The 22,347-nt window shown below is 70.2% G+C and carries 26 protein-coding genes; 9 read left to right on the forward strand and 17 right to left on the reverse strand.

The features are described from left to right. Positions 1–30 precede the first annotated feature (30 nt). The 6 genes from AB0C03_RS25040 to AB0C03_RS25065 form a co-directional block, all read right to left on the reverse strand. Complete coding sequence (locus tag AB0C03_RS25040) at positions 31–984, reverse strand: PDR/VanB family oxidoreductase (protein ID WP_357639130.1); 954 nt, start codon at positions 982–984, stop codon at positions 31–33. Continuing rightward, a complete protein-coding gene (locus tag AB0C03_RS25045; RefSeq protein WP_357639133.1) occupies positions 981–1,199 on the reverse strand; it encodes a hypothetical protein in 219 nt (72 codons plus the stop codon). The genes AB0C03_RS25040 and AB0C03_RS25045 overlap by 4 nt, the downstream gene beginning before the upstream one ends. Beyond that, entirely contained in the window at positions 1,196–2,239 is a 1,044-nt protein-coding gene (locus AB0C03_RS25050; protein ID WP_357639136.1) for an aromatic ring-hydroxylating dioxygenase subunit alpha, read from the reverse strand. Before AB0C03_RS25050 ends, AB0C03_RS25045 begins: the two co-directional genes overlap by 4 nt. A gap of 162 nt (positions 2,240–2,401) precedes the next feature. Continuing rightward, positions 2,402–3,058 (reverse strand): 4-carboxy-4-hydroxy-2-oxoadipate aldolase/oxaloacetate decarboxylase, encoded by a 657-nt coding sequence (locus tag AB0C03_RS25055; protein ID WP_209444527.1) that lies wholly within the window; start codon positions 3,056–3,058, stop codon positions 2,402–2,404. After that, the gene (locus AB0C03_RS25060) at positions 3,055–3,771 is read right to left on the reverse strand and encodes a PIG-L deacetylase family protein (protein ID WP_030330732.1); all 717 of its coding nucleotides are present in this window, start codon (positions 3,769–3,771) and stop codon (positions 3,055–3,057) included. The genes AB0C03_RS25055 and AB0C03_RS25060 overlap by 4 nt, the downstream gene beginning before the upstream one ends. Continuing rightward, complete coding sequence (locus AB0C03_RS25065) at positions 3,768–4,703, reverse strand: DUF6282 family protein (protein ID WP_210857447.1); 936 nt, start codon at positions 4,701–4,703, stop codon at positions 3,768–3,770. The genes AB0C03_RS25060 and AB0C03_RS25065 overlap by 4 nt, the downstream gene beginning before the upstream one ends. Before the next feature lie 250 nt (positions 4,704–4,953). On the opposite strand from AB0C03_RS25065, the gene AB0C03_RS25070 reads away from it, so the two are divergent. Next, positions 4,954–5,970, forward strand: coding sequence for an ABC transporter substrate-binding protein (locus tag AB0C03_RS25070; protein ID WP_357639141.1), 1,017 nt, complete (start codon positions 4,954–4,956; stop codon positions 5,968–5,970). Between the two features lie 12 nt (positions 5,971–5,982). Beyond that, complete coding sequence (locus AB0C03_RS25075; protein ID WP_051708303.1) at positions 5,983–6,762, forward strand: ABC transporter permease; 780 nt, start codon at positions 5,983–5,985, stop codon at positions 6,760–6,762. A gap of 147 nt (positions 6,763–6,909) precedes the next feature. Here AB0C03_RS25075 and AB0C03_RS25080 read toward each other — a convergent pair whose 3' ends face one another. From AB0C03_RS25080 to AB0C03_RS25090, 3 genes are all read right to left on the reverse strand, one after another. Next, on the reverse strand, positions 6,910–7,242 hold the full coding sequence (locus AB0C03_RS25080; RefSeq protein WP_030330739.1) for a TraR/DksA family transcriptional regulator: 333 nt from the start codon (positions 7,240–7,242) through the stop codon (positions 6,910–6,912). Positions 7,243–7,307: 65 nt separating this feature from the next. Continuing rightward, positions 7,308–7,517 carry a hypothetical protein gene (locus tag AB0C03_RS25085; RefSeq protein ID WP_210857448.1) on the reverse strand — a complete coding sequence of 70 codons (210 nt, stop codon included), beginning with the start codon at positions 7,515–7,517 and terminating at the stop codon, positions 7,308–7,310. 39 nt (positions 7,518–7,556) lie between these two features. Next, the gene (locus AB0C03_RS25090) at positions 7,557–7,922 is read right to left on the reverse strand and encodes a DNA polymerase ligase N-terminal domain-containing protein (RefSeq protein WP_210857449.1); all 366 of its coding nucleotides are present in this window, start codon (positions 7,920–7,922) and stop codon (positions 7,557–7,559) included. Between the two features lie 142 nt (positions 7,923–8,064). Between AB0C03_RS25090 and AB0C03_RS25095 the strand changes: the two genes are divergently transcribed. Continuing rightward, positions 8,065–8,685: a TetR/AcrR family transcriptional regulator gene (locus tag AB0C03_RS25095; protein WP_357639147.1), complete on the forward strand. Its 621-nt coding sequence runs from the start codon at positions 8,065–8,067 to the stop codon at positions 8,683–8,685. A gap of 121 nt (positions 8,686–8,806) precedes the next feature. Beyond that, entirely contained in the window at positions 8,807–10,306 is a 1,500-nt protein-coding gene (locus tag AB0C03_RS25100; RefSeq protein WP_357639150.1) for an FAD-dependent oxidoreductase, read from the forward strand. A gap of 131 nt (positions 10,307–10,437) precedes the next feature. On the opposite strand, the gene AB0C03_RS25105 is transcribed toward AB0C03_RS25100, so the two are convergent. The 7 genes from AB0C03_RS25105 to AB0C03_RS25135 all read right to left on the reverse strand — a co-directional run bounded on the left by AB0C03_RS25105 (position 10,438) and on the right by AB0C03_RS25135 (position 18,303). Beyond that, a complete protein-coding gene (locus AB0C03_RS25105) occupies positions 10,438–11,556 on the reverse strand; it encodes a Gfo/Idh/MocA family protein (protein WP_030330746.1) in 1,119 nt (372 codons plus the stop codon). Next, positions 11,526–12,236: a ThuA domain-containing protein gene (locus AB0C03_RS25110; protein WP_030330748.1), complete on the reverse strand. Its 711-nt coding sequence runs from the start codon at positions 12,234–12,236 to the stop codon at positions 11,526–11,528. Before AB0C03_RS25110 ends, AB0C03_RS25105 begins: the two co-directional genes overlap by 31 nt. Before the next feature lie 272 nt (positions 12,237–12,508). After that, positions 12,509–12,880: a hypothetical protein gene (locus tag AB0C03_RS25115; RefSeq protein WP_357639154.1), complete on the reverse strand. Its 372-nt coding sequence runs from the start codon at positions 12,878–12,880 to the stop codon at positions 12,509–12,511. A gap of 245 nt (positions 12,881–13,125) precedes the next feature. Beyond that, a complete protein-coding gene (locus tag AB0C03_RS25120; protein ID WP_030330751.1) occupies positions 13,126–13,797 on the reverse strand; it encodes an acetoacetate decarboxylase family protein in 672 nt (223 codons plus the stop codon). A gap of 130 nt (positions 13,798–13,927) precedes the next feature. Next, positions 13,928–15,400 carry an RICIN domain-containing protein gene (locus tag AB0C03_RS25125; protein WP_357639158.1) on the reverse strand — a complete coding sequence of 491 codons (1,473 nt, stop codon included), beginning with the start codon at positions 15,398–15,400 and terminating at the stop codon, positions 13,928–13,930. A gap of 29 nt (positions 15,401–15,429) precedes the next feature. Further along, positions 15,430–16,869 carry a glycoside hydrolase family 43 protein gene (locus AB0C03_RS25130; protein WP_030330754.1) on the reverse strand — a complete coding sequence of 480 codons (1,440 nt, stop codon included), beginning with the start codon at positions 16,867–16,869 and terminating at the stop codon, positions 15,430–15,432. A 36-nt stretch (positions 16,870–16,905) separates the two neighbouring features. Further along, positions 16,906–18,303, reverse strand: a complete 1,398-nt coding sequence (locus AB0C03_RS25135; protein ID WP_357639161.1) for a family 43 glycosylhydrolase — start codon at positions 18,301–18,303, stop codon at positions 16,906–16,908. A gap of 437 nt (positions 18,304–18,740) precedes the next feature. Here AB0C03_RS25135 and AB0C03_RS25140 point away from each other — a divergent pair, with 437 nt between their 5' ends. Both AB0C03_RS25140 and AB0C03_RS25145 read left to right on the forward strand, forming a co-directional pair. Next, positions 18,741–19,274, forward strand: a complete 534-nt coding sequence (locus tag AB0C03_RS25140) for a DUF6817 domain-containing protein (protein ID WP_357639164.1) — start codon at positions 18,741–18,743, stop codon at positions 19,272–19,274. Between the two features lie 138 nt (positions 19,275–19,412). Next, positions 19,413–20,003, forward strand: coding sequence for a GNAT family N-acetyltransferase (locus tag AB0C03_RS25145; protein WP_357639168.1), 591 nt, complete (start codon positions 19,413–19,415; stop codon positions 20,001–20,003). Between the two features lie 17 nt (positions 20,004–20,020). Here the strand turns inward: AB0C03_RS25145 and AB0C03_RS25150 are convergent, their stop codons facing one another. Beyond that, a complete protein-coding gene (locus AB0C03_RS25150; RefSeq protein ID WP_435823382.1) occupies positions 20,021–20,635 on the reverse strand; it encodes a mycothiol-dependent nitroreductase Rv2466c family protein in 615 nt (204 codons plus the stop codon). A gap of 51 nt (positions 20,636–20,686) precedes the next feature. Here AB0C03_RS25150 and AB0C03_RS25155 point away from each other — a divergent pair, with 51 nt between their 5' ends. From AB0C03_RS25155 to AB0C03_RS25165, 3 genes are all read left to right on the forward strand, one after another. Then, on the forward strand, positions 20,687–21,214 hold the full coding sequence (locus AB0C03_RS25155; RefSeq protein ID WP_210863928.1) for a MarR family winged helix-turn-helix transcriptional regulator: 528 nt from the start codon (positions 20,687–20,689) through the stop codon (positions 21,212–21,214). Between the two features lie 43 nt (positions 21,215–21,257). Then, positions 21,258–21,788 (forward strand): GNAT family N-acetyltransferase, encoded by a 531-nt coding sequence (locus AB0C03_RS25160; protein WP_357639171.1) that lies wholly within the window; start codon positions 21,258–21,260, stop codon positions 21,786–21,788. An 81-nt stretch (positions 21,789–21,869) separates the two neighbouring features. Then, the gene (locus tag AB0C03_RS25165) at positions 21,870–22,322 is read left to right on the forward strand and encodes a pyridoxamine 5'-phosphate oxidase family protein (RefSeq protein ID WP_309140885.1); all 453 of its coding nucleotides are present in this window, start codon (positions 21,870–21,872) and stop codon (positions 22,320–22,322) included. Positions 22,323–22,347: the final 25 nt, after the last annotated feature.

The raw sequence follows: 22,347 nt of genomic DNA on the forward strand, positions 1-22,347 counted from the left end.
CCCGTCATCATCCCCGCCCACGCCGGGCGCTCACAGCTCCAGCACGAGTCGGGGCGTACGGGCCCGGGACACGCAGATCATCATGGTGTCACCGGCGGCCCGCTCCCGCGCGGTGAGCAGGCTGTCGCGATGCTCCGGCACGCCGGCGAGCACGGGGGTCTCGCAGGTACCGCAGGTGCCCTCCCGGCAGGACGAGAGGACCTGCACGCCGGCCTCCTCCACCGCCCGCAGGATCGGCGTGCCCGGCGGCACCGTCACCGTCCGCCCGGAGAGCGTGAGTTCGACCTCGATCGTGGTGTCCGGCGCGCCGGTGTCGCCCCGCGCGGTGAACCGCTCGACGTGCAGGCAGCCGGGAGGCCAACCGCGGCACAGCTCCTCCACCGCGGTGATCAGTGGTTCCGGCCCACAGCAGTAGACGAGCCCGGTGCCGGGCCGGCCCAGCAACCCGGCCAGGTCGAGCAACCCGGTCTCGTCCTGCGGGTGCAGGCTCACCCGGTCGCCGTACTTCTCCCGCAGGGTGGTGGCGAAGGCCATGGTGGCGCGGGTGCGTCCCCCGTACACCAGCCGCCAGTCCGCGCCCGCGGCGTCGGCGGCGGCGACCATCGGCGCGAGGGGGGTGATGCCGATGCCACCGGCGACGAAGAGGTACCGCCGCGCCGGGACCAGGGGGAAGGTGTTGCGGGGTCCACTCACCTGGACGGTCGCGCCGACGGTGAGCCGCTCGTGCACCAGCCGGGAGCCGCCGCGTCCGTCCGGTTCGCGCCGCACCGCGATCCGCAGGACGGACCGGTCCGCCGGGTCGCCACAGAGGGAGTACTGACGGGCCAGTCCGCCGCCCAACTCCAGGTCGATGTGCGCGCCGGGCGTCCACTCGGGCAGCTCACCGCCGTCGGCGCGACACAGGCGCAGCGCCACCACGTCGGCGGCCACCTGATCGCGTCCGGTGACCACCAGTTCCACCCCGGTCAGCACGTCCACTGTCACCCGCGCATCGCCAGCCGCCTCGGCGGGCCGGGCACCGGCACGGCGCCGCCCTGGTGGCCCTGCGGGTGGGCGAGCAGCCACTCCCACAACTCGACCGGTTCCTCGGCGAGGCGCTCGGCACCACAGTGGCAGATCCCGCGCAGGGTGTCGGTGCCGGGCACCCAGTGGATCCGGTAGACCCGCTCCCCGGTGAGCGTGCCGGCCCGGGACGTCACCGCGCCGCTCCCACCGTCCCCGACCCGACCATCCGGGCCAGCAGCCGCCGGGCGGCCAGGCCACCGGTGTCGATGTTGATGCTCAGCTCCTGGTACCGGTCCGGTTCGGTCACGAGCACCTGCTCCAGGATGTTGAGCGCGGTCACGTCCTGCATGACCACCGTGTGGTTGCTGTGGTGCAGGTACTCACTGACCGACTCGTCGTCGATGGCGAAGTCGCGCGCCACCGCCCAGAAGTCATAGGTGGTGTGCTCCGTCGACGGGGTGATGGCGTACACGATCTCGGCGTGGAACGCCTCGCTGTCCTCGCCCTCGGCGGGCGGATAGACACCCTGCGGCGCGATGCGGCTGTGCAGGAGGTAGAGGCAGGGTGGGTGGTATTCGATGTCCTGCCACCGGGTGATCCGGCCCTGGATGCCGGTCGAGCGCGCGTAGAACGGCGGGCACTCGGCGTCGTCCATGTGCCGGCTGACGTAGACGATCGCCCGGTCCTCGTCCACCTCGGTGGTGATCGGGGTGTTCGCCACCTCCGGTGTGCCGATGTAGCCGCCGTGCAGGTAGGTCTCGTGGGACAGGTCCAGGAGGTTGTCCACCAGCAGGCTGTACCGCGCGTTCAGCGGCGCCATGCCCCGCACCACCGCGTAGCGCGGGTCGGCGAGCCAGGGTGCGCGGGGAATCGCGGCCGGGTCGGCCCGGTCCAGGTCGCCGATCCAGACCCAGATGAAGGAGTCCTGTTCCACCACCGGGAACGAGACCACCCGCGCGGTGCGGGGGATGCGCTGTTGACCGGGTACGAAGACGCACGCACCGCTCGGGTCGTAGGTGAAGCCGTGGTAGCCGCAGACGATCGTGTCGCCGTCGAGCCGGCTCTCCGAGAGCGGGAAGCGCCGGTGCACGCACCGATCGGCGAGCGCCACCGCCTTCCCGGCACCGGTGCGGTACAGCACCAGCGGCTCACCGAGCACCGTGCGGGCGAGCAGGCTGCGCCCCACCTCACTGCCGTAGGCCGCCACATACCACTGGTTACGCGCGAATGCCATGCGACCGGACCTCCATGCGCACGGACGTCGATGGAGTCGCATCATCGCGTGTGGTGCCCACGGTAGGGACTGGCGCTTTCACTGGGTGAAAGCCGAAGCGCTCAGCCCTCGCCGGACTTCTGCAACTGCCGCTGCTCGGCGCCCGACGATCGGCGCTCCTGCTCACCCGGCGGCCTCGTCCTGCGCCCGCATTCCGTGTAGGTCGTAGCTGAACTCACCGGCATCCAGCCGGGCCCGCAGCCGCGTCTCCTTCTCGATCCGACTCCGCGTCGCGGCGGCCACCTCGGCCGCACTCTCCCGCGCTACGACCACGGCACCGTCGGCGTCGAGCACCACCACGTCTCCCGGGTTGACGGTCGTCCCACCCACGTGGACCGCGACGTCGAGCGAGCCCCGCGCCCGCTTGGTCGCGCCTCGGACCCGTTGCCATCGGGCCCAGATCGGCAGCCCGAGTTCCCGGAGCTCATCCAGGTCGCGTACCGCCGCGTCCACCAGCAGGCCCGCCGCGCCAGCGACCTTGGCCTGGCTGGCCAGCAGCTCACCGATCAGGGCTACCGGGGCGGGCTCGGGCATGGTGAGCACGAGCACGTCGCCGGGGCGCACCAGCGTCATCGCCTCGTGCACGGCCCGGTTGTCGTCCTGACCGCAGCGGACGGTCCGGGCCACACCGGCGACCCGAGTGCCCGGAACGATCTGGACAAGGTCGACGTCGAGCAGGCCAGACCTGCCGGCAGCCTCGTAGACGGTCGCCACCCCGCCGGCAGCCAATGTCTCGATCACACCCGGTCCGACGACCGCCACGTCACGAAACTCGCTCACAGAGCCCCCACCACGTTCGGGATCAATCGCTGGAACGCCTCGGCCTGCCGAATGCCGGGGTCGCCGGTCACCCGGCGGGCGTGGTTACCACGCTGATCGGCCCGCTGCGTGTAGTAGTCGCGCAGGTAGCCCTGGGCGCCCATCGACGCCATCGCCTCCTGCTTGGCCGCCATCACATCGGTGATGTCGACGAAGACGGTGGGGACGAACCCACACAGCTCGGGCTGGTGCGGTTCGAAGACCAGGAACTCCGAGGGCGGGGCGGTCCGGAAGCCGCTGGACACCCCGGCTCCCGCGGTGAGCTGCCGGGCGGTCGCCACTGCGGTGTGCGCCACCGGGTGATCCGGGTTGAAGGGATCGCGGTCCGGGTGGGTGACCACCACGTGCGGCGCGTACTCCCGCATCAGCGCGGCCAGGCGGTCGATGTCCTCGTCCCTGATCCGCAACGGGTAGTCGCCGAGATCGAACGTCTCCAGGCGGGCGCCGACCATGGCGGCAGCGCGCTCCGCCTCCGCGTGCCGCAGCCGCTTGACGTTCTCCACCGTCTGGTTCGGGTCTTTCCAGAGCTCGCCGGACTCGCCCCGTTCTCCGTAGGAGAGTGCCAGCACGACAGCCTCACCACCCGCCATTGTGTGTTTGGCGATCGCCCCCGCGGCCCTCCAGACGAAGTCGGCCGAGTGGGCACCCACCACAAGCAGTCGCCGCGCGCTCATGCTGGCACCGTCGCCTTGGGCATCGCCAGACGACGGGAGTTGACCACAGCCATGACGTGAATCTCCTCATCGGTGAAGCCGGCGTCGAGCAGGCGGTCGGCGAAGAGCGCCAGACCGTCCTCGACCGGCGGGTTGAAGGGTTGCCCGAGGTCGCTGGAGAGGACGGAGTGCGCCGTGCCGACCGCCCGGATGGTGGCGAACAGCTCCAGCCAGGCGACCTTGCCCGAGTGCGGGGTGGTGAAGCAGCGTTCCAACAGGGCACCCGCCTCGGCCAACTCCCGCTGCTGCTCGGCCGGCAGCCGCTGGGACGTGAACTCGGGATGGGTGACCACGATCCGGCGTACGCCCTCTTCGCGGGCGGCCCGGACGACGGCGACGATCTCGTCGCCACTCAGGTGTCCGGTGGCGAGTGTGATGTCGTGCCGGGCTATCACCCGCAGCACCTGGCGTACCCGCTCGAGAACGCGCCCTTCGTCGTCGACGACCTCGACCGGCTCCGGCACGATGCCCTGGCTGTGCAGATCGGCTTGGAACGCCCCCCACATCGCCGGCGTGGCACCCGGCAGGTCGGCGGCGGTGTTACGCCGCTGGTTTCCGGAGTCCACCGTCGGCATCCAGACGATGCGCGCGCCCTGCCGTGCCGCGACCTCAACGGCGACCGGGTTGATGCCGCCCATGGCGCCGTTGAGAGTGATCGCGCCGAGCGTGTCGACGCCGGGGACCACTTTGCGGACGACGGCCGCCCGCTCGGCCGTGGCCACGTAATGGGACTTGAGGACGAAACCGGCGAGCCCGACCTCGGCACACCGGTACGCCAGATCGACATCGTCGATCCGCCGCGCCATGACGTCAGGGGCCACGTGGACGTGCGTGTCGTAGGCACCGCGGACCAGGGCGCGGGCCCGGGCGGACGGGGCAGGGTGGTCAGACATCGTGCTCCTTCGAAGGTTCTCGCGGCTTTCCCGGACCGACTGTCCATTGTTGACAGCCCTGTAACTGCAGAAATGACTCCTTCGCAGAGCCCAGGGAAAGGAATCCGTGAACCGGTCCGGTGACAGTCATAGCGATCATCATCTACGATCATTCATCGGGAATAGCAATGTGGACAGCCCCGGCCCGTGCGGTCTTTGTCGGCATGGCGCGCCGGCGCCTTCTCCGAGACTCTGAAGCTGGAGGCAGCACATGGTCAAGCGCTCTCGCGCCCTGGTAGTGACGTTGCTCGCCGCGGCCCTTGGCGTGACCGGTTGCAGCGGTTCCGATGACGCCAGTGGCGACCCGACCGGCGAGGAGACCGACAGGGTCGCCTACATCACCGCCTTCGGCGCTGTAGGTCGGGACGCGTTCGCCTGGGTGGCGAAGGAGAAGGGCTACTTCGCCGAGGCCGGCATTGAAGTCGACATCAAAGAGGGCGCTGGCAATCAGCAGAACCTGACGGCCCTCAAGTCCGGTCAGGTCCAGTTCGGTGCGCTCGACTTCACCGGTGCCGTGATTCAGGCGGGTAAGGGCGAGTTCACTGACTGGCGGGCCATCGCCGCCGTGCACCAACAGACGCTGATCTCGGTGATGACCACCGCGGACACCAACATCACCACCCCGAAGGACCTGCAGGGCAAGACGATGGCGACCGGCGCCGGGTCGGTGACCGAGCTGCTCTTCCCGGCCTACGCCCGGCTGGCCGGGTTCGACCCGAAGACGGTGAAGATCGAGGGCGTCCAGGCCACGGCGCTCAATGGACTCATGGCCAGCCGGAAGGTCGACGCGCTGGGTACCTTCCTGCTCAGCCGCAACGCGCTACAGGCCGCCTCCAAGAAGGAGGTGGTGGTGCTGCCCTACAGCGACTATCTGCGGGACCTTTTCGGCAACGCGATCATCACCACTCCCTCGCTCATCGAAAAAGACCCCGACCTGGTGCAGCGATTCACCGACGCGGTGCTCAAGGGGCTCCAGTACATCATCGAGCACCCGGACGAGGCCGCGGCGATCCTCAACAAGGTGAAGCCCACCTATGCCGTGGCGGCGGGCAAGGGCGAGATCGAGGCGATGTCCCCGCACGTTCGCCCCGCGTCAGGCGCCCCGATCGGCTTCATGGATGAGAAGCAGGTGGCCCAGACAATCACCGTCCTACAGGGCGCCGACCTGATTCCGCCCGGCTTGACCCCGGAGGAGATCGTCGACCTGAGGTTCGTGAAGAAGTCCTGACGGAAGATCATCGTGCCTGACCGCCTCCCGCTGTCACAACGCTGGCCCCACGTCGGGCTGCCCGCGCTCGGTGCGGTGCTGGCGATCGCGCTCTGGTGGCTGGCCACCTGGGCCTTCGACATCGAGCCGTTCTTCCTGCCGGCACCCCCGGACGTGGTCGACGCGTTCGTCCGGCTCCCTGGCTACCTTGCAGAGCAGACGATGGTCACCTTCCTGGAGACCGTCATCGGGTTCGGGATCGCGGCCGTGGGTGGGCTCCTGCTCGCCGTCATGCTCGCCGCCTCCCGGACGGTCGAGCGGATGGCCCTCCCCATGATCGCCGGAATCAACGCGGTGCCGAAGGTGGCGCTCGCACCGCTGCTCCTGGTCTGGATCGGGTTCGGCTACGAAACCAAAGTCGTGATGGTTGTGCTGCTCTGCTTCTTTCCGATCCTGGTCTCGACCATGGCTGGGCTGACTTCGACCCCGAACGAACTCGGCGAACTCGCCCGATCCCTCTCCGCCTCGTGGTGGCAGACCTTCGTGAAGGTACGACTCCCGTGGGCCCTCCCGCAGGTCTTCGTCGGACTGAAGGTCGCGACCTCGCTGGCCATCATCGGCGCGACCATCGGCGAGGTGATCAACCCCGAGGCCGGCCTCGGCTCGGTGATCGCCAGTTCCGGCCAGTCCGCCGACACTCCACTCGCGTTCGCGGCGCTGACCCTGCTCGCGCTGATGGGCGCGCTGCTCTTCTACCTGATGGCCGGCCTCGAACGCCTCCTCGCCCCGTGGGCACGGGCGATCTCGTCGTAGTAGCGCGTTGTCAGGCTCTGTGGCGTTCGTAGCGGCTGCTTTGGCACCGGGACCGAGATGCCGCGCGGTGCGCGGGATGACGGTCGTGGCTCTCTCGCACGGGATGGTGTGGCTGCCGTGCCGGCGGCGCGGCAGCCACACCGGGCCTCACCTGTTCTGCTTCTCCTGGCACGGCACGCAGAAGCGGGCGTGCGGGAGAATCTCGAGCCGCTCGGTCGGGATGCTCCGGTGGCACCTCTGGCAGGCACCGTAGGTGCCGTCGCTGATGCGGCTCAGCGCACCGGTGATCTGCTCGATGGTCTGACGGGTGGCGGCCAGCAGCGCGGCCTGGTTGTGGGCCTCGCCCGGGTCGCCGGTGTCGGCGTTGAGCTCGGTCAGTTCCCGCAGCCGGGCCGTCTGGGCGGCGAAGTCGTCCGTCAGGGACGCTCGCATGTCGGCGAGCCAGGTCTGATCGATGGTGCGAGGATGATCGACACTCATGGTCTGCCCCTTCAAAGGGAAATGGACGGGAAAACAAAAAGGGCCGAAGCTTGGATAGCTTCGCCCTAGCGGTCGTTCTGGGTGTGCAACGACTGCGCGGGTGGGCCTCGGCCGGTTCGCACCGGGCTCGACATCCTGTCGGCGAGCGCGGTGTGCGGCGCGCGGACAACCGGCACCCGCATGTCGGCCTTGCGGCGTGTGACCGTCGGCACGCGGACAGCACCGCTCACCGCCACCATGGTGGCGGCGGGCGAGCGGAAGGTCACCGACGGCATGCCCCCACCATAGATTGGTGTCTGCGGTAAAGCCAACGTCTACGGCGATGCCTCAAGATCGTCCGGAGGCTGCTGCTTCGTCAGGTGGAGCAGCCACCCCTCGCCGGTGCGGATCAACGCGTATCGCCGGCTGCCGGTGCGGCCGTGCAGGGTGAACAGCATCCGGCGGTCGGTGCGATCGTGCTCCTCCCAGGTGCCGATGTCGGCGATCGACTTGTCGACGTCCTCGTAGGTGAGGTGTTCGAGGTCGTGGTCGGGCACGGCGATCGCGAGCCGGTTGTCGCCGGGGTTGTCCGGCAGACCGCGGGGCACCGCCCACGAGCGCAGCACGCCGTCCTCCTCGAGCCGCAGGTCGAAGTGCGGTCGCGGTTTGCGGTGGTCGTGCAGGACGAAGGCGGGTGCCACTGCCCCATTCTCGGCGCCGGACGGCCGTCCCGCCGGCCGACGCGAGCACCTCGCGGGCCCCGGGTGAGCGGAACGCCTGCGGCTCAGGAATTTGCGTGGCACGCATATTTGCGTGACGCGCAACTAGTGCTAACGTGGTGGCATGACGGGGCTCCGGGAACGCAAGAAGGCCGAGACACGGGCGGCGCTTGGCTGGGCGGCGATCCACCTCACCGCGGAGCGCGGCTACGACAACGTCCGCGTCGAGGACATCGCCGAGGCGGTCGGCGTCTCCCCACGCACCTTCAACAACTACTTCTCCAGCAAGGCCGAGGCGATCGCCTCGCGTCACCTCGACCGCAGCCTGCGCACCGCCGCCGCACTGCGGGAACGTCCCGCCGACGAGCCGCTCTGGGTTGCGCTCACCCAGGCCGCGCTGGAGCAGTTCACCCGCGGCCCCGAGGTCGAGGCGATGCCCTCCCCCGACCACGCGCAGTGGGTCGCCGGTGTCCGCACCATGCTCGCCGAGCCCGCGTTGCAGGGCGAACGGCTGCGCGCCACAGCGCTCGCCGAGGCCGAGCTTGCCGCCGCGGTCGCCGAGCGAACCGCCACCGACCTCGCCACCGACATGTATCCGCGGCTCGTCGCGGCCGCCGCCAGCGCAGCCGTCGCCGTTGCCATGCAGCACTATCTGGACAGCGCCGACCCACCCACCCCGATCGAACACCTCATCACCGACGCCTTCACCCAGGTCGCCGCCGGCCTCCCTGCCCCGTCGCACTGAGCCGCCCGTCGTCCAGGGCCCCACCTCACCCACGCCACAAGCCGCGTCACACCCCCGCGGCGGGCCGGCCACGTGCCGCGCCTGCCGTGGTGATGACGCGCACCCCGAAAGGATCATCGTCATGATCGATGTCGTCATCGTCGGGGCCGGCCCCAACGGCCTCATGCTCGCCTGTGAACTGGCCCTCGCCGGCGTGCGCCCCGTCGTCCTCGAACGCCACGCCGCGCCGACCGGCGAAGCTCGTGCCAACGGCCTCGTGGGCCAGGTCGTCCGCCTGCTCGACCGGCGCGGCCTCTACGCGCGGCTCAGCGGTGAGAGCACTCCACCGGTCCCCCAACCCGCCTTCACCTTCGGCGCGTTCCCGCTGGACCTCACGGTGATCGCGGAGAACCCGCACTACGTGCTCGGGGTGCCGCAGGCCCAGCTCGAGGCCGCCCTCGCCGCCCGGGCCGTCGAACTCGGCGTCGACCTGCGCCGCGGCCACGAGGTCGTCGACCTCCACCAACGCCCCGACGGGGTCGAGGTCTACCTCGCCGACGGTACGCGGCTCAGCAGCCGTTTCCTCGTCGGCGCCGGCGGTGGCCGCAGCGCGGTACGCCGTCTGGCCGGCATCGACTTTCCCGGTGTCACCAACGACCGGTCGGTCTCCCGCACCGCCACGGTGACCGTGCCCGCGTCATCAGTCGACCCCCAGACGGGCGGTCTGCGCGTCCCCGGCTACGGCGTCGTCCCACCGTTCCAGCACACCCGCACCGCCCGTGGCCTGATCGCCTGGGCCCCGTTTCCCGGCCGCCCGGCGATCCTGAGCACGACGGAGTGGCCCGACACACCGACGGACGACGAGACCTCGATGGACCTGGCGGAGCTGCGGGCCAGCGTCGCCCGGGTGCTCGGCGCCGACATTCCCCTCGACGCGCCTGACGGCCCCGGCCTGCTGCGACGGTTGACCGGCCGCAACACCCGCATCGCCGCCCGCTACCGCGCCGGCCGGGTGTTGCTGGTCGGTGACGCCGCGCACGTACACCCCGCGATCGGCGGCCCCGGCCTCAACCTCGGCCTGCAGGACGCGGTCAACCTGGGTTGGAAACTCGCCGCCACCGTGCGCGGCTGGGCGCCGCAGGGCCTGCTCGACACGTACGAGACGGAGCGTCGCCCCGTCGCCGAACGGGTCGTGATGTCCACTCAGGCGCAGTCGGCGCTCATCGGCCCCGGCGACGAGATCACCGGCCTGCGGGAACTCTTCGCCGAACTGCTGCGCAAGCCGGAGGTGACCGGGCACATCGCCGCGCTGATGTCCGGCGCGGACATCCACTACCCCGCCGACCCCGCCGACCCGTTGGCCGGTCGTTGCGCCCCCGACGTGATCGTGCACGGCGACCACGGGCCGATGCGCCTCGCGGAGCTGACCCGCACCGCCCGGCCACTGCTGCTGGACTCCACCGGCGCCTACGCGGACGTCGCCGCGCCCTGGCGGGACCGCGTCGACGTGGTCACCGGGCAACTGGAGGGCACGACCGCCGCCGCGTTGCTCGTGCGCCCCGACTGCTTCATCGCCTGGTCCGCCGGGAACGTCGACACGCTGCGCGCCGCGCTGGCCCACCACTTCGGCAACGCACGATGACCACCGGGCACGGCCACCAGCGCACCCTGCCGGTCCGCGCCGACCCGGCTGAGCCCGCGCCGACCCGGCCGGGCGCGCGCCGACCGCCTCGGCTTCGGCCGTCGCCGCTCGTGCCCCTGCCAGGCTCCCGTTCAGTGTCCGTACGCGTGGTGCGCCTTCCACTGCTCGACCGGAGTGAGCGGAACCGCAGCGGGCCGCTCCGGCATCGTGCTCAGCTCGATCCGCTGGCCTTCCGCCGCCGACCGGAGCAGGCTGGTCATCGTTTCGAGGACGTGCAGCGCGACGTCGCCGCCAGCGCGCGGCGGACGCTGATCGTCGGCCCTGACCAGGTCGATCAGACCGATGCCCCGGGATCCGTCGGCGTAACCGGCCCGTGGTTCCAGAGCGCGCCATTCGGTGTCGCCGAGGGCGAAGAGGCGGACCTCGCCGTCGAAGTAGTTCGGGTCGGGCACGGCGAGCGTGCCCGCCTCCCCGTGCACCTCGATCGGTGCGGCCGTCGTCTGGACGCCGTCGAAGCTCGTCGTGATCGTGGAGAGCGCACCGTTGACGTGTTCGAGCACGCCGGTGAGGTGGGTGTCCACCCCGACCGGGATCCGCTGGCCGGCGCGCGGGCCCGAGCCGATGACGCGCTCGGCGCGCAGGCGGCTGGCGGCTCCGGTCACCGCGCGGACCGGCCCGAGCAGGTGGATGAGCGCCGAGACGTAGTACGGCCCCATGTCCAGCATCGGGCCGCCACCCGGGGCGTAGTAGAAGTCGGGGTTGGGGTGCCAGCGTTCGTGCCCCGGGGTGACCATGACGGCCGACGCGGACATCGGGCGCCCGATCAGCCCGGCGTCGATCGCCGCCCGTGCCGTCTGCGTGCCGGTGCCGAGGACGGTGTCCGGCGCGCACCCGACGCGGACGCCTGCCGACGCGGCCCGCTCGATGGTCGAGCGCCCGTCCGGGAAGGTCACGGCGAGCGGCTTCTCGACGTACACGTTCTTGCCCGCCTCGATCGTGCCCAGCGAGATGTCGGCGTGCGCTGCGGGGATGGTCAGGTTGAGCACCGTCTGCACGTCCGGGCGGGCCAGCAGACGCTCGACGCTCATCGCCTCGGCGCCGGGGATGGTGGCGGCGACCGCAGCCGACCGGGCGGCGTCGAGATCGGCCACCGCGACGATGCTCACCTCGGGGTGGTCAGCGAGTGTGTCCAGGTAGACGTGGGAGATGACCCCGAGACCTACGACGCCGACGCGGTGCGGGTCGCCCACAGCATCCCCCTCTCGATGACGGTACGAACGCTCGGGTGCTCCAGCACGTCCAGGCTGTGCCCCGGGGTCGTCACGACGACGCGCCCGGCACCCCAGAGCCGGGTCCAGATCGCGGGCGAGGTGACCGGCCGGTGCCATGGATGCCAGGCCTGGGTCGGGTGGGTGGTCTCGGCCAGTACGTCGATGAGGTCGTCGTGCAGCACCCAGTACTGCTCGGTGACGAGGTCGAAGTCCTCGATCCCCGCGGTGATCGGGTGTTCCCGGCCGAGGTCGGTGACGCGCACCGTGTGCGGCAGGAAGTTGTCCTCCGGGCCGCCGTGACGTTCACACGGCTCCAGGCCCGGATGGGTGGCGAACTGGCCGCCCACCAGGTGCAGGTATTCCGAGGACGCGCGGAACGAGTCCACGATGCCGCCGTGCCAGCCGGTGAAGCCCGTGCCGGCGACGACCGCCGCGCTGAGACCCGCCACCTGCTCCGCGGTGATCTGCGACATCGTCATGCACTGCACGACGAGGTCCGTCTCGGCCATCGCGGCGGCATCGGCGTAGACCTCCGTCGACTCCTCGACCCGCACGGCATAGCCGCTGCGTTCGAGGAAGGGGAGGAACAACTCGGTCGCCTTGACCGGCTGGTGCCCCTCCCACCCGCCGCGAACCACCAGTGCCCTCTGCTGCGTCACTCTCGCTCCCTCCCACGGTCCGTCACCACCGGGCTGGCCGCTCCCGCCCCGGCGGCGCACCGCCGATGCCCGTGCGCGTCGAGCACCTCACCGTACCCGTGGTCGCCGACAAACCGCCGTCCGTCGGCCTTCGAATTCCACTGTGCACGGTCTGCATACGCGGGCCACCGTCGACATGGGTACGGGACCGGCACAGAGGTGCCGGTCCCGCCGGATTGGACCGCCACGGCGTTGCCGGGACGTCACGTGCTCACGACCCGGCAGCGGGGCGGTCAGCTGAAGTAGGCCCAGCTGGAGCAGGCCGTGAAGTCATAGCCGTCGACGTAGTAGTTGGTGCAGGCACGGAATGCCCTGATCTTGCTGCCCGGGTCCTTCGATGCGCTCTGGCCCCGGCCGACCTGCAGCGAGCCGCTGCCGCCGTTCGTCAACTGGTACTCGACCTTGCCACCGGTCGCCTCGCGCTCCTTGCCGGAGTACACCCACACCCAGGCGGTCCCGCTTCCCGGGTTGTTGTCTGCCTGCGCCTGCGTCTGGTGGTGCGAGATCGAGGCTGCCGCGAAGGCCGGCTGCGCCATCGTGACGGTGAGGGCGGCGGCCACGGCCGTGGCAACACCCACCCTCTTGACCAGCGCACTCTTGCTCATGTTCTTGACCCTCCCTGTTGGCGCCAGAGCGCCCCGTCGTCATCGGATCGCCACCCGGCCCACAACCGATCTTGGTGTGGGCCGCGTGGATCATGGCATCGCGACCCACTCCGGATCGTGAATGGCAACAGGCCAGGCAGTGAACGGTCGGGCGGGCCGGTGTCACGCCCGAGCCGGGTCCGGCAACGCCCAGGCGGTACCGGACGACGCAGGGCGGGCCGTGCGGGACGAGCGAGGCGACGGGGTCAGTCGAGCACCGACTCGCCGCCCGGATAGGCGAACGACGCGCGCGGTGAGTAGAAGCCCCAGACGATCTCCAGCGGGTCGGCCGGGCGCAGCGCGTACACCGGGTGGTCGGGTTCGAGGAACTCCAGCGACTCGACGGCGAACGGGTCGACCGGCTCTGCCACGAACGGGTAGTTGCCGCTGAGCAGCCGGCCGTCCAGCCGGGTGAGGTAGCGCAGCTGGCCCCGGTTGACGGCGTCGCCGGTACGCCCGACGCGAGCCGTCGTCCTGATCACGGGTACGCCGTCCGCCTCGGTGGTGGCGACCAGCCGATGCCCGCGTACCTCGATGGTGGTCTTGCCCGGGGTCGCCGGCACGCCCCGGGCGGCGGCGTACGCCCGCACGTCGGGGCTGGAGTTGACGTAGTGCGTCCACCAGCGACCGGGCGTGACCCCGTCGGGAGCGTCGACCCCGGCGAGGTCCGGCCCGATGTACGTCAGGGAGTACGCGCCGAAGCCGGAGGTCTGCCCGGCCTCGTCGACGACGTACTGGTTCATGAAGACCTGGCGGTTCGGTGCCGGCGTGAGCCCGTCGGGCACCAGGGCGGCCACCGCGTCGGGGTCGGCCGGCAGCCAACCGAAGTAGATCATTCTGCTGTTCACGACGAGCTGCGGAGCGACGAGTTCGGTCATCAGGGGTCCTTCCGCCGGGCAGCGTTCCGTAGCCGCGACGCTACGGAGCCGCCCGACGCCCGGACAACGACGGATTGCCGACATGGAACCGGTCCGCGGCGCGGACCGGTCCGCACTGTCCGGACGACCGTCAGACGGTGGTACGCGACCATTGCTGGTTCGCGCCGGTGTTGCACGTGTACTGCTTGAGGACCACCCCGTCCGCTGTCGACGCGGCCGGTACGTCCACGCACTTGTTGCTGTGTCGTGCCCGCAGTTGGAAGTAGCCGCCGTTGGTGACCAGCTGGAACTGCTGGTTGGTGCCGCCGCCGCAGGTGTACTGGATGAGTTCGGCGCCGTCGGCGGTCGACGCGCCCACCACATCGAGGCACTTTCCGCTGTGCCGGCTGATGATGCGCCAGTAGCCACTGCCGGCGTCCTGGAACTGCCACTGCTGCCACGCGTTGCCGCCGTACGTGTACTGGCCGACGCGCGCGCCGTTGTCGGTGTTCGGTTGCTGGACGTCCATGGCCTTGCCGCTGTGCCGCGCGGTGATCCGGTAGAACGTTCCCGTCGCCGGCGGAGGCGTGGTGGGGCCGCCGCCGATGGTGTCGCCCCACGCGTACCGGATCTGGTCCGCGCCGGAGGTGTTGCGGATGCTCAGGTTGAGGTCGGTGCCGCTGCCGCTGAGGGCGAACATCGAGTACCAGTCGTAGCCGATGGTGCCGGGCTTGCCGCCGAGCGCCGGCCAGTAGGTGCCACCCATCTGGTTGTCCCGCATGACCTGCGACATGGCGCGGATGTGGCGCACGAAGTTGTCGGTGCTTCCCGCGTCGGCGTAGTTGCGGCCGTCGTTCATGGGTGCGCCGAACTCGGTCGCGACCGCACGGGAGGCGCAGTTGCCCAGGCGGGTCTGGATGTGGCTGCGGAACGCGTCGTAGGTCATCGCGCCGTAGAAGAAGGCGTAGTGGTGGAAGGACAGCAGGGTCGAGGTGAAGCGGCTGTCGTTGCAGATGTCGCGCAGGTCCTGGCTGAAGCCGGTGCCGCCGATCAGCACCCGGCTGGGCACCGCCGAATAGTGGTAGCTGAGCCAGTTCGCCGCCACGGTGCGCCACTCGGCAGAGCTGTATCCGTGCGGTTCGTTCATCGGCTCGAAGTAGACGTTGGTGTTCGAGCCGTACGTGTTCGTGACGGTGGACCACATCGCGTTCCACGCGGCGAGGTTCGTGATCCTGCCGCCGGAGGCCGCGCCGTCCTCCCAGTAGGCGAGGATGACTTTGAATCCACGGGCGGTGGCCGCGTCGATGGCACCCCGGTACGCCTCCCACCACGCCGTCCCCACCGTGTGGGTGTTGATGGGCAGCCGGACGGTGTTGACGCCCATGGCGGACGCCATGTCGTCGTAGAGGGCGTTGGCCTTGGCCCGCACCGTCGCGTTGCTGTCGGACGAGCTCAGGCCCTGCACGACCAGCGGCCCGGTGCTGAAGTTGTCACCCAGAACCGCCCAGTTCATGCCTCGGAACTGCTTGGTGGCCGCGGTGGCCGGCGATGACGCGACCACGACGCCGACCAGCACGGTCAGCGCGGCCAGCAGGGCGGACAACACCCGTCGATGTGGTGCCACAGTCGGAACTCCTTGAACAGGGACCAGGGTCAGCTGGTCACGCGGAAGGTGGCGTCGGCGCGGCTCTGCGCGTCGGTGACCGGGTCGAGCCGCAGCAGGTAGGCGTAGTGCCGGAGGTAGCGGTCCGGATGGCTGTAGGACTGGAACGACGTCCACGAGGAGTTGGCCAGGCCGGCGACCTGGCGGAAGGTGGCGTCGGCGGCGAAGGCGGCACTGCCGTCGTTGGCTTCCAACCGGAAGTCGAACCCGTAGTGGCGCAGGTAGTAGCCCGGGTAGTTGACCGACTGGATGGCGACCGTGCCGGAGCCGACCAGGCCGGGCACCAGCCGCCACTGGCCGTCCTGCGCCGGGCTGACGTTCGGGTCGATGCGGACGTCGTAGTCGTAGTGCCGCACGTACCGATCCTGGAAGTTGTACGACTGGATCCGGTTGACAGCGGTGGCGGGCCAGCGGGCGAGCACCCGGCTCTGTTCCGCGGCGGTCAGGTTCAGAATCGAACCGTGCCGCTTCTTGGTGCCGCCCATGGCGTACGAGCCGGACGCCGGCAGTCGGTAGCTGCCCGGACTCGACGGGTCGGTGGTCAGCACCGGCAGGTAGCCGCGTCCGCTGGCGTACTGGTCGAGGTAGAGCACCCACTCGTTGCGGCTGTTCACCTTCATCCACATCGGGCCCTCGACCTGTGCGCCGGTCAGCCCGATGCCGGAGAGGTTCCCGAGGGCGGTCCAGGTGCCGAGGATGGAGTTGCTGCCTTCGATGGCGATCTGGCCGTCGCGGGAGGCCCGGACGTAGCGGTAGCCGCCGACGCCGGCCGGCACCTCGACGATCTGGGTGTCGATGATCTCCTGGTTCCCGGGCCGGTTGATGTAGACCTGCGGTGTGGTGACGCTGCGGAAGTTGGCCGTACGCGCGTAGTAGATGCGGTGCTTGGTCGCGCCGTTGAGCGGGACGTTCGTCGCCCAGTAGAGGACGTAGTCGCCGGTGGCCGGGTTCCAGATCGCCTCCGGGGCCCAGGCGTTGCGTCCGTCCGGAATCGCACCGGCGACGTTCAGCAGCCACGGCGTCGACCAGTTGACCAGGTCGGTGGACTCCCACACGACGAGGTTGCGGCTGCCGTTGTTGATCGCTGTCGACCAGTCCTGACCACAGCCGATGCACAGGTCGGTGGCGATGATCCAGTAGCGGTCGCCGGCCGGTGAGCGGACCAGGGCCGGGTCCCGCACGCCCCGGGTGCCGACGGTGGAGCGCAGCACGAGCCCGCCGTTGTTGAGGTCGGTCCAGCGCAGGCCGTCGGTGCTGTGGGCGAGGTAGATCTGCTGGTCGGTCGAGGACTCACCGGTGAAGTGCGCCATCAGATAGCCGACGGTCGGGTCGAGCGCTGCCGCCTCCTTCGGTGTCGCCGCTGACCACGTGGTGAACAGCAGGCTCGCGGCCACCGCGACCGCGCAGAGCCGGGCGAGGACTCTCGACATGTGTCTTTCTCCTTCGCGCAGGGGCGTACGGGTCAGCTAGAGGGTCGGAAGGACGGGCCGGACGGTGCCGTCGGCGTTGAACTCCATCCGGTCGATGGCGGTCTCCCGGTTGGTGCCGTTGCCGGCGGGCACGGCGAAGCGGTGGTAGGCGATGTGCCAGGTGTCGGTGCCGGGTGCCCGGACGACGGAGTGGTGGCCGGTGCCCTTGACGCCGACCTCGAGCCGTTTCTGCAGCACCACGCCGCGCCTGGTCCAGGGCCCCAGCGGTGCGGGGCCGGTGGCGTACGCGACCCGGTAGTCCTCGCTGCGGGTGTCGTTCTCCGACCACATGAAGTAATAGAGCCCGTTGCGCTTGAACACGAACGGCGCCTCGTTGTAGCCCGACGGCGTGATGACCCGCGCCTGCGCTGCGTCGAAGGAGGTCATGTCGGGGTTCAGCCGCACCGCCCGCGCGACGCCCTGGCCCCAGTACAGGTAGGACTGCCCGTCGTCGTCGGTGAACACCATCGGGTCGATCGCCTGCCCGCCCGAGAACTGGTCGCTGCGGACAAGCGGTCGGCCCAGCGCGTCACGGAACGGCCCGGTGGGGCTGTCGGCCACCGCCACGCCCAGTTGTTTGGCGGTGTTTCCGCTGGCCGCGCCGCCACTGAAGTACAGGTAGTAGCGGCCGTTGGCGGTGGCCACCGCGGGCGCCCAGGCCGAGTTGTCCGCCCAGGACACGTCCGGACCGTGGTCGAGAATCACGCCGTGGTCGGTCCAGTTGACCAGGTCGGTGGAGGAGAACGCCTTGTAGTAGGTGCCGGCCCAGCTCGCGTAGCCGTCGGTGGTCGGGTACAGGTAGTAGCGGCCGTTGAAGACGGCGAGGTGCGGGTCGGCGAAGAGGCCCGGGATCACCGGGCCCCTGGTCGTTCTGGGCGCCCAGGGCGCGACGAGGCGGAAGGAGCTGTCCGCCCGGAACGCGGCAGTGTCCTGGTAGGCGTCGAGCCAGAGGGCGAAGTCGCGGTGCCGGATCCGCCGGGTCGGGTAGTTGTACGAGACGAGCGCCACCGATCCGCTGACCGAGCCGTCCGCCGCGCAGAAGGTGGCGTCGGCCCGGAACGTCGCGTCGCCGGTGTTCGGGTCGACCCGGAGCCGGTAGTCGCGGTGCCGCAGGAACATGCCCGTCCTGGTCTGGAACGAGTAGCAGGTCGGCGACGCCAGACCGTTGACCACGGTGAAGGTGGCGTCAAGCTTCACCTGGTTGGCGCTGCTGGAGCTCACCGGGTCGAGCTGACCGAGATAGTCGATGTGCCGCACGTACCGTCCGGCTTGGTTCACGGCCTCCAGCGAGACGGTGCCGGTCGGCAGGGTGGCGGCATGCGCCGGTCCCTCGGCCACCACCACGACAGCCGCCGCGGCCACTGTGGACAGCACGAGGAGGGCACGCAGCCGCATGCTCGATGCTCCCGACAGGGACCCTGCCATCCGTCGTGGAACCACGGGCACGACCCCTCTCCGCAAGATCATCTATGTTAGCGTTAACAACATCAGGCCGCGTCCAGGTTCGGGCTTTTGAAGGCTTCAGCGGTGGGGTGACGTGCCCGGACGGGACACCACTGGGGCGCACGCCGCCACGACACAATGTGTTCGGTTCGTTAAGGTCGCGTTGCGGACAAGTGTTAGCGATCGCAACTACCAGTGTCAAGGCATCGACTGCCGTCGCTCCCCCGCCCGGCCACCGCTGGCTCAGGCAGCCGCTGCCGGCGTACCGCAGATTGTTGGCCGCGACGACGCGCGCGGCCGCCGTGTCGCCGGAGGTGGCCACGGCGCTGTGACAAATCGCCCACGCCTCGGGCCGCCGAATCCCACGGCCGATCCCTACAGTCGGACCCATGAGCACCGACGACGGCGTGCGGGCCTGGCTGCGCCGGCATGGGGCCGAACAGATCGCCCATCCCGGTGGCACCCTGTACGCCCACCTCTGCCGGGTCAGCGAACGACTCGCCGCGCTCGGCCGCAGCCGTGACGTGCAAACCGCAGGCCTCACCCACGCCGTCTACGGCACTGACGGATTCGACCGCACCCTGCTTGATCGGGCCGATCGGGCCGTACTGCGGGATCTCGTGGGCGCCGACGCCGAGGAGCTTGTCTATCTGTACGGTGCCTGCGACCGTGAACGCAGCTGGCGGGAGCTGGCCAGGACCGGCGAGGTCTTCGACCGCTTCACGCGCCAGGTGCGGACGCCGGATGACTGTCAACTTCGGTCGCTGGTGGACCTGAGCATCGTCAACGAGTTGGACGTCGTCGAGCACGATCCCGCGATGATGGACCGGCACGGTGCCTACTTCCGGGAACTGTTCGCCTCGTGGAGCCCCACCGCCTCGGAGCAGGTCATCCGCGAAGCGCAGCGGGTCTTGTGGCCGTGACCCCCGAACCGTCGCATCCGACAGCACCGACCTCCGACCGGGTACGGGTGCGAGCCGGCAGCTTCGATCCCTTCACCCCGGCGGCTGCCGACCCGGAAACTGATTGCCACTCGTCGGTGTCACGCCGAGGATCAGTCGATGCTCAGTGACCAGGCGACCCCCGACTTCTCGATCAAACCCACGCTCACCGGCGAACGGGTGATCCTGCGTCCCTTCGTGGACGACGACCTGGACACCTTCCGGGCGGCGGTGGCCGACCCCGAGGTGGCCCGGCTGACCGGCAGCCCGGCAGACGACGCCCCCGACGAGGAGCGGATGCGTTCCTGGTACGGCAGCCGCAACGCGCAGACCGACCGACTCGACCTGGCGGTCGTCGACCGCGCCAGCGGGGCCTGCGTCGGCGAGGTGGTGCTCAACAACTGGGATCCGGGCAACCGGAACTGCAACTTCCGCACGCTGCTGACCGCCGCCGGCCGCGACCGCGGCCTGGGCACCGAGGCGGTACGCCTGGTCGTCGGCCACGGTTTCGAGCGGCTCGGCCTGCACCGCATCTCGCTGGAGGTGTTCGCCTTCAATCCCCGGGCCCGCCGGGTGTACGAGAAGGTCGGCTTCGTCGCCGAGGGTGTGCTGCGGCAGGTCCTGCGCGACGGCGACGACTGGGTCGATGCCACGGTGATGTCGATCCTCGCGCCCGAGTGGGCGGCGCACCGGGGGCATCCCGAGCGCTGAGGGGCGCGGTGGCGCGGCTACGCGAAGGTGAGGTCGCCGGTTCGGGCGCGTTTGAGCTCGGAGAAGGCCCGGCAGCCGGCGAGCAGGCGGGCACCGTCGAAGACGCGGACGGCTTCTTCACCACGAGGGATCGAGGTCAGCACGGGGCCGAAGAAGGCCACGTCGTCGATGACGACCGTCGGGGTGCCGAGGTCCTCGCCCACCAGCTGCTGCGCGCGAGCGGTGCTGGCCCGCAGGTGCGGGTCGAGGTCGCTGCGCCGGGCGGCGTCGGCGAGGTCGGCGGGCAGGCCCGCTTCGGCCAGGGCCTGCGGGACGACGGTGTCGAAGTCCTTGTCGCCGCCGTCGTGGATCCGGCGGCCGAGCGCCGGGTACAGCAGCGCGAGGGCGGCGGCGCCGTGTTGCTCGGCCGCCGCCACGCAGACCCTGGCCGGCCCCCACGCCCGGTCGTTGAATTCGCGGTACCACGGCTCCAGGTCGCGATGCTCGTTGATCACCGAGAGGCTCATCACCTCGAACCGCAGGGTGAGCGGCCGCATCTTCGCGACCTCCATGAGCCAGCGTGAGGTGATCCAGGCGAACGGGCAGGACGGATCCACGTAGGTGATGGCTACCGGAGCGGACGTTGACGTCACGTTATCTTCCACGGAAGATAATTTATCTTCCCCGGAAGGTAAGATGCAACAGTGGATGACGACCGGATCGCCGACATCGTCGGCCAGTGGGGTCGCGAACGACCAGACCTCGACCCCACTCCGCTGCTGATCATCGGTCGCATCCAACAGTTGGCCGCCGCGCTCGACGCGGCCCTGCGACCGCCGTTCGCCGCCGCGGACCTCGGCAACGGCGACTTCGACGTGCTCGCGGCGCTGCGCCGCGAGGGCGAGCCGTACACGCTCACCCCGGGGCAGTTGAGCCAACGGATGCTCGTCACCACCGGGGCGGTGACCAAGCGGGTGGACCGACTGATCGCCCGCGGACTCGTGTCCCGCTCGGTCTCCACGGCCGACGCGCGCGGCAGAGTGGTCGGGCTGACTCCGGCGGGTGTGGCATTGACCGACCGGCTCATCGAGGAGCATCTGGCCAACGAGGCGGCCATCCTTCGCGGCCTCACCGACAGCGACCGAACGGCCCTCGAACGCCTGTTGGCGGCGATCGATCGGAACCTGGCCTCTCCGGATCGCGGCCCCGAGGGCGGCAGCCCGACCGGCTGACGACCACGGTCGTGATCCACCAGCCACGGACTACCATTCCGCCATGAACGACACCAGCCACGGCGTACACATCAGGGGTGGCAGCCCCGCCGACGCGCCTGCCGTCCTGGCCATGCTGGACTCCGCGGTGGCCTGGATGAACGACCGGGGCAACACCGAGCAGTGGGGCACGACGCCGTTCTCCACGCAGCCCGCGAGGGTCGAGCAGGTCGATCGCTACCTGACCGAGAACGCCCCGTTCATCGCGGAGTTGGATGGAACGCCGGCCGCAGCGATGGTGCTGGGCTCCGGGCCCGACACGCGCGTACCGATCGCGCCCGTGGACGAACCCGAGCGGTACGTCCGCCTCCTGGTCTCCGACCGGCGGTTCGCCGGCCGGAACCTCGGGTCGGCCCTGCTGGCACACGCCGTGCAGGAGACCCGGCGAGCCGGCGTGCGGTTGCTGCGGGTCGACTGCTGGGCGGGCGGCGGCGGCGAGCTGGTGGCGTTCTACGAGCGCCAGGGGTTCACCCGCACCGAAACCTTCCTGTTCGGCTCCTGGCCCGGGCAGGTGCTGGCCCAGCGGGTCGGTTGAGCCCGCATTCATTCCGGAATACCGCGCCATCGGGGGCTGGACGCCCGGTGACGCCACGCCGACCGCATGGAGGACTCAGACGTGGAATTCGAAGCACCGCGCGAACTGGCGCAGCGTAAGCGGGACACCCTCGCTCGCCTCGAACACGATCTGGACGCGTGGGTCGCCTCGGCGGACCGGGAGGGCAACCCCTACCTGGTGCCGCTCTCGTTCCTCTGGGACAGCACGGCCCTCACCCTGGCCACCGCCGAGTCCAGCCCGACCGCCCGCAATCTGCGAGCCTCCGGGCGGGTGCGGATGTCGCTCGGCACGACGCGCGACGTGGTTCTCATCGACGGCACCGCCGAGACGTTCACCCGCGACACCGTGCCGGTCGAGCTGGCCGACGCGTTCGCCGCGAGACTCTGGGACGCGCGGGTCGGCGCAACCCGGTACGCGTACCTGCGGGTGACACCTCGGCGGATCCAGGCGTGGCGGGAGGAGAACGAGATCGCCGGTCGTGACCTGATGCGTGATGGTCACTGGCTGGTCTGACGGGCCACGCGCAGACACCGCGACG

This window comes from Micromonospora parva (assembly GCF_040649675.1).
Lineage (GTDB): Bacteria > Actinomycetota > Actinomycetes > Mycobacteriales > Micromonosporaceae > Micromonospora > Micromonospora parva.

Excerpts from the sequence above, each read along its gene's own strand:
- AB0C03_RS25120 (WP_030330751.1), bottom strand. The coding sequence starts at position 13,797 with ATGACCGAACTCGTCGCTCCGCAGCTCGTCGTGAACAGCAGAATGATC.
- AB0C03_RS25135 (WP_357639161.1), bottom strand. The coding sequence starts at position 18,303 with ATGCGGCTGCGTGCCCTCCTCGTGCTGTCCACAGTGGCCGCGGCGGCT.
- AB0C03_RS25145 (WP_357639168.1), top strand. The coding sequence starts at position 19,413 with ATGCTCAGTGACCAGGCGACCCCCGACTTCTCGATCAAACCCACGCTC.
- AB0C03_RS25085 (WP_210857448.1), bottom strand. The coding sequence starts at position 7,517 with ATGCCGTCGGTGACCTTCCGCTCGCCCGCCGCCACCATGGTGGCGGTG.
- AB0C03_RS25140 (WP_357639164.1), top strand. The coding sequence starts at position 18,741 with ATGAGCACCGACGACGGCGTGCGGGCCTGGCTGCGCCGGCATGGGGCC.
- AB0C03_RS25160 (WP_357639171.1), top strand. The coding sequence starts at position 21,258 with ATGAACGACACCAGCCACGGCGTACACATCAGGGGTGGCAGCCCCGCC.
- AB0C03_RS25065 (WP_210857447.1), bottom strand. The coding sequence starts at position 4,703 with ATGTCTGACCACCCTGCCCCGTCCGCCCGGGCCCGCGCCCTGGTCCGC.
- AB0C03_RS25080 (WP_030330739.1), bottom strand. The coding sequence starts at position 7,242 with ATGAGTGTCGATCATCCTCGCACCATCGATCAGACCTGGCTCGCCGAC.
- AB0C03_RS25115 (WP_357639154.1), bottom strand. The coding sequence starts at position 12,880 with ATGAGCAAGAGTGCGCTGGTCAAGAGGGTGGGTGTTGCCACGGCCGTG.
- AB0C03_RS25070 (WP_357639141.1), top strand. The coding sequence starts at position 4,954 with ATGGTCAAGCGCTCTCGCGCCCTGGTAGTGACGTTGCTCGCCGCGGCC.
- AB0C03_RS25060 (WP_030330732.1), bottom strand. The coding sequence starts at position 3,771 with ATGAGCGCGCGGCGACTGCTTGTGGTGGGTGCCCACTCGGCCGACTTC.
- AB0C03_RS25095 (WP_357639147.1), top strand. The coding sequence starts at position 8,065 with ATGACGGGGCTCCGGGAACGCAAGAAGGCCGAGACACGGGCGGCGCTT.
- AB0C03_RS25130 (WP_030330754.1), bottom strand. The coding sequence starts at position 16,869 with ATGTCGAGAGTCCTCGCCCGGCTCTGCGCGGTCGCGGTGGCCGCGAGC.
- AB0C03_RS25100 (WP_357639150.1), top strand. The coding sequence starts at position 8,807 with ATGATCGATGTCGTCATCGTCGGGGCCGGCCCCAACGGCCTCATGCTC.
- AB0C03_RS25050 (WP_357639136.1), bottom strand. The coding sequence starts at position 2,239 with ATGGCATTCGCGCGTAACCAGTGGTATGTGGCGGCCTACGGCAGTGAG.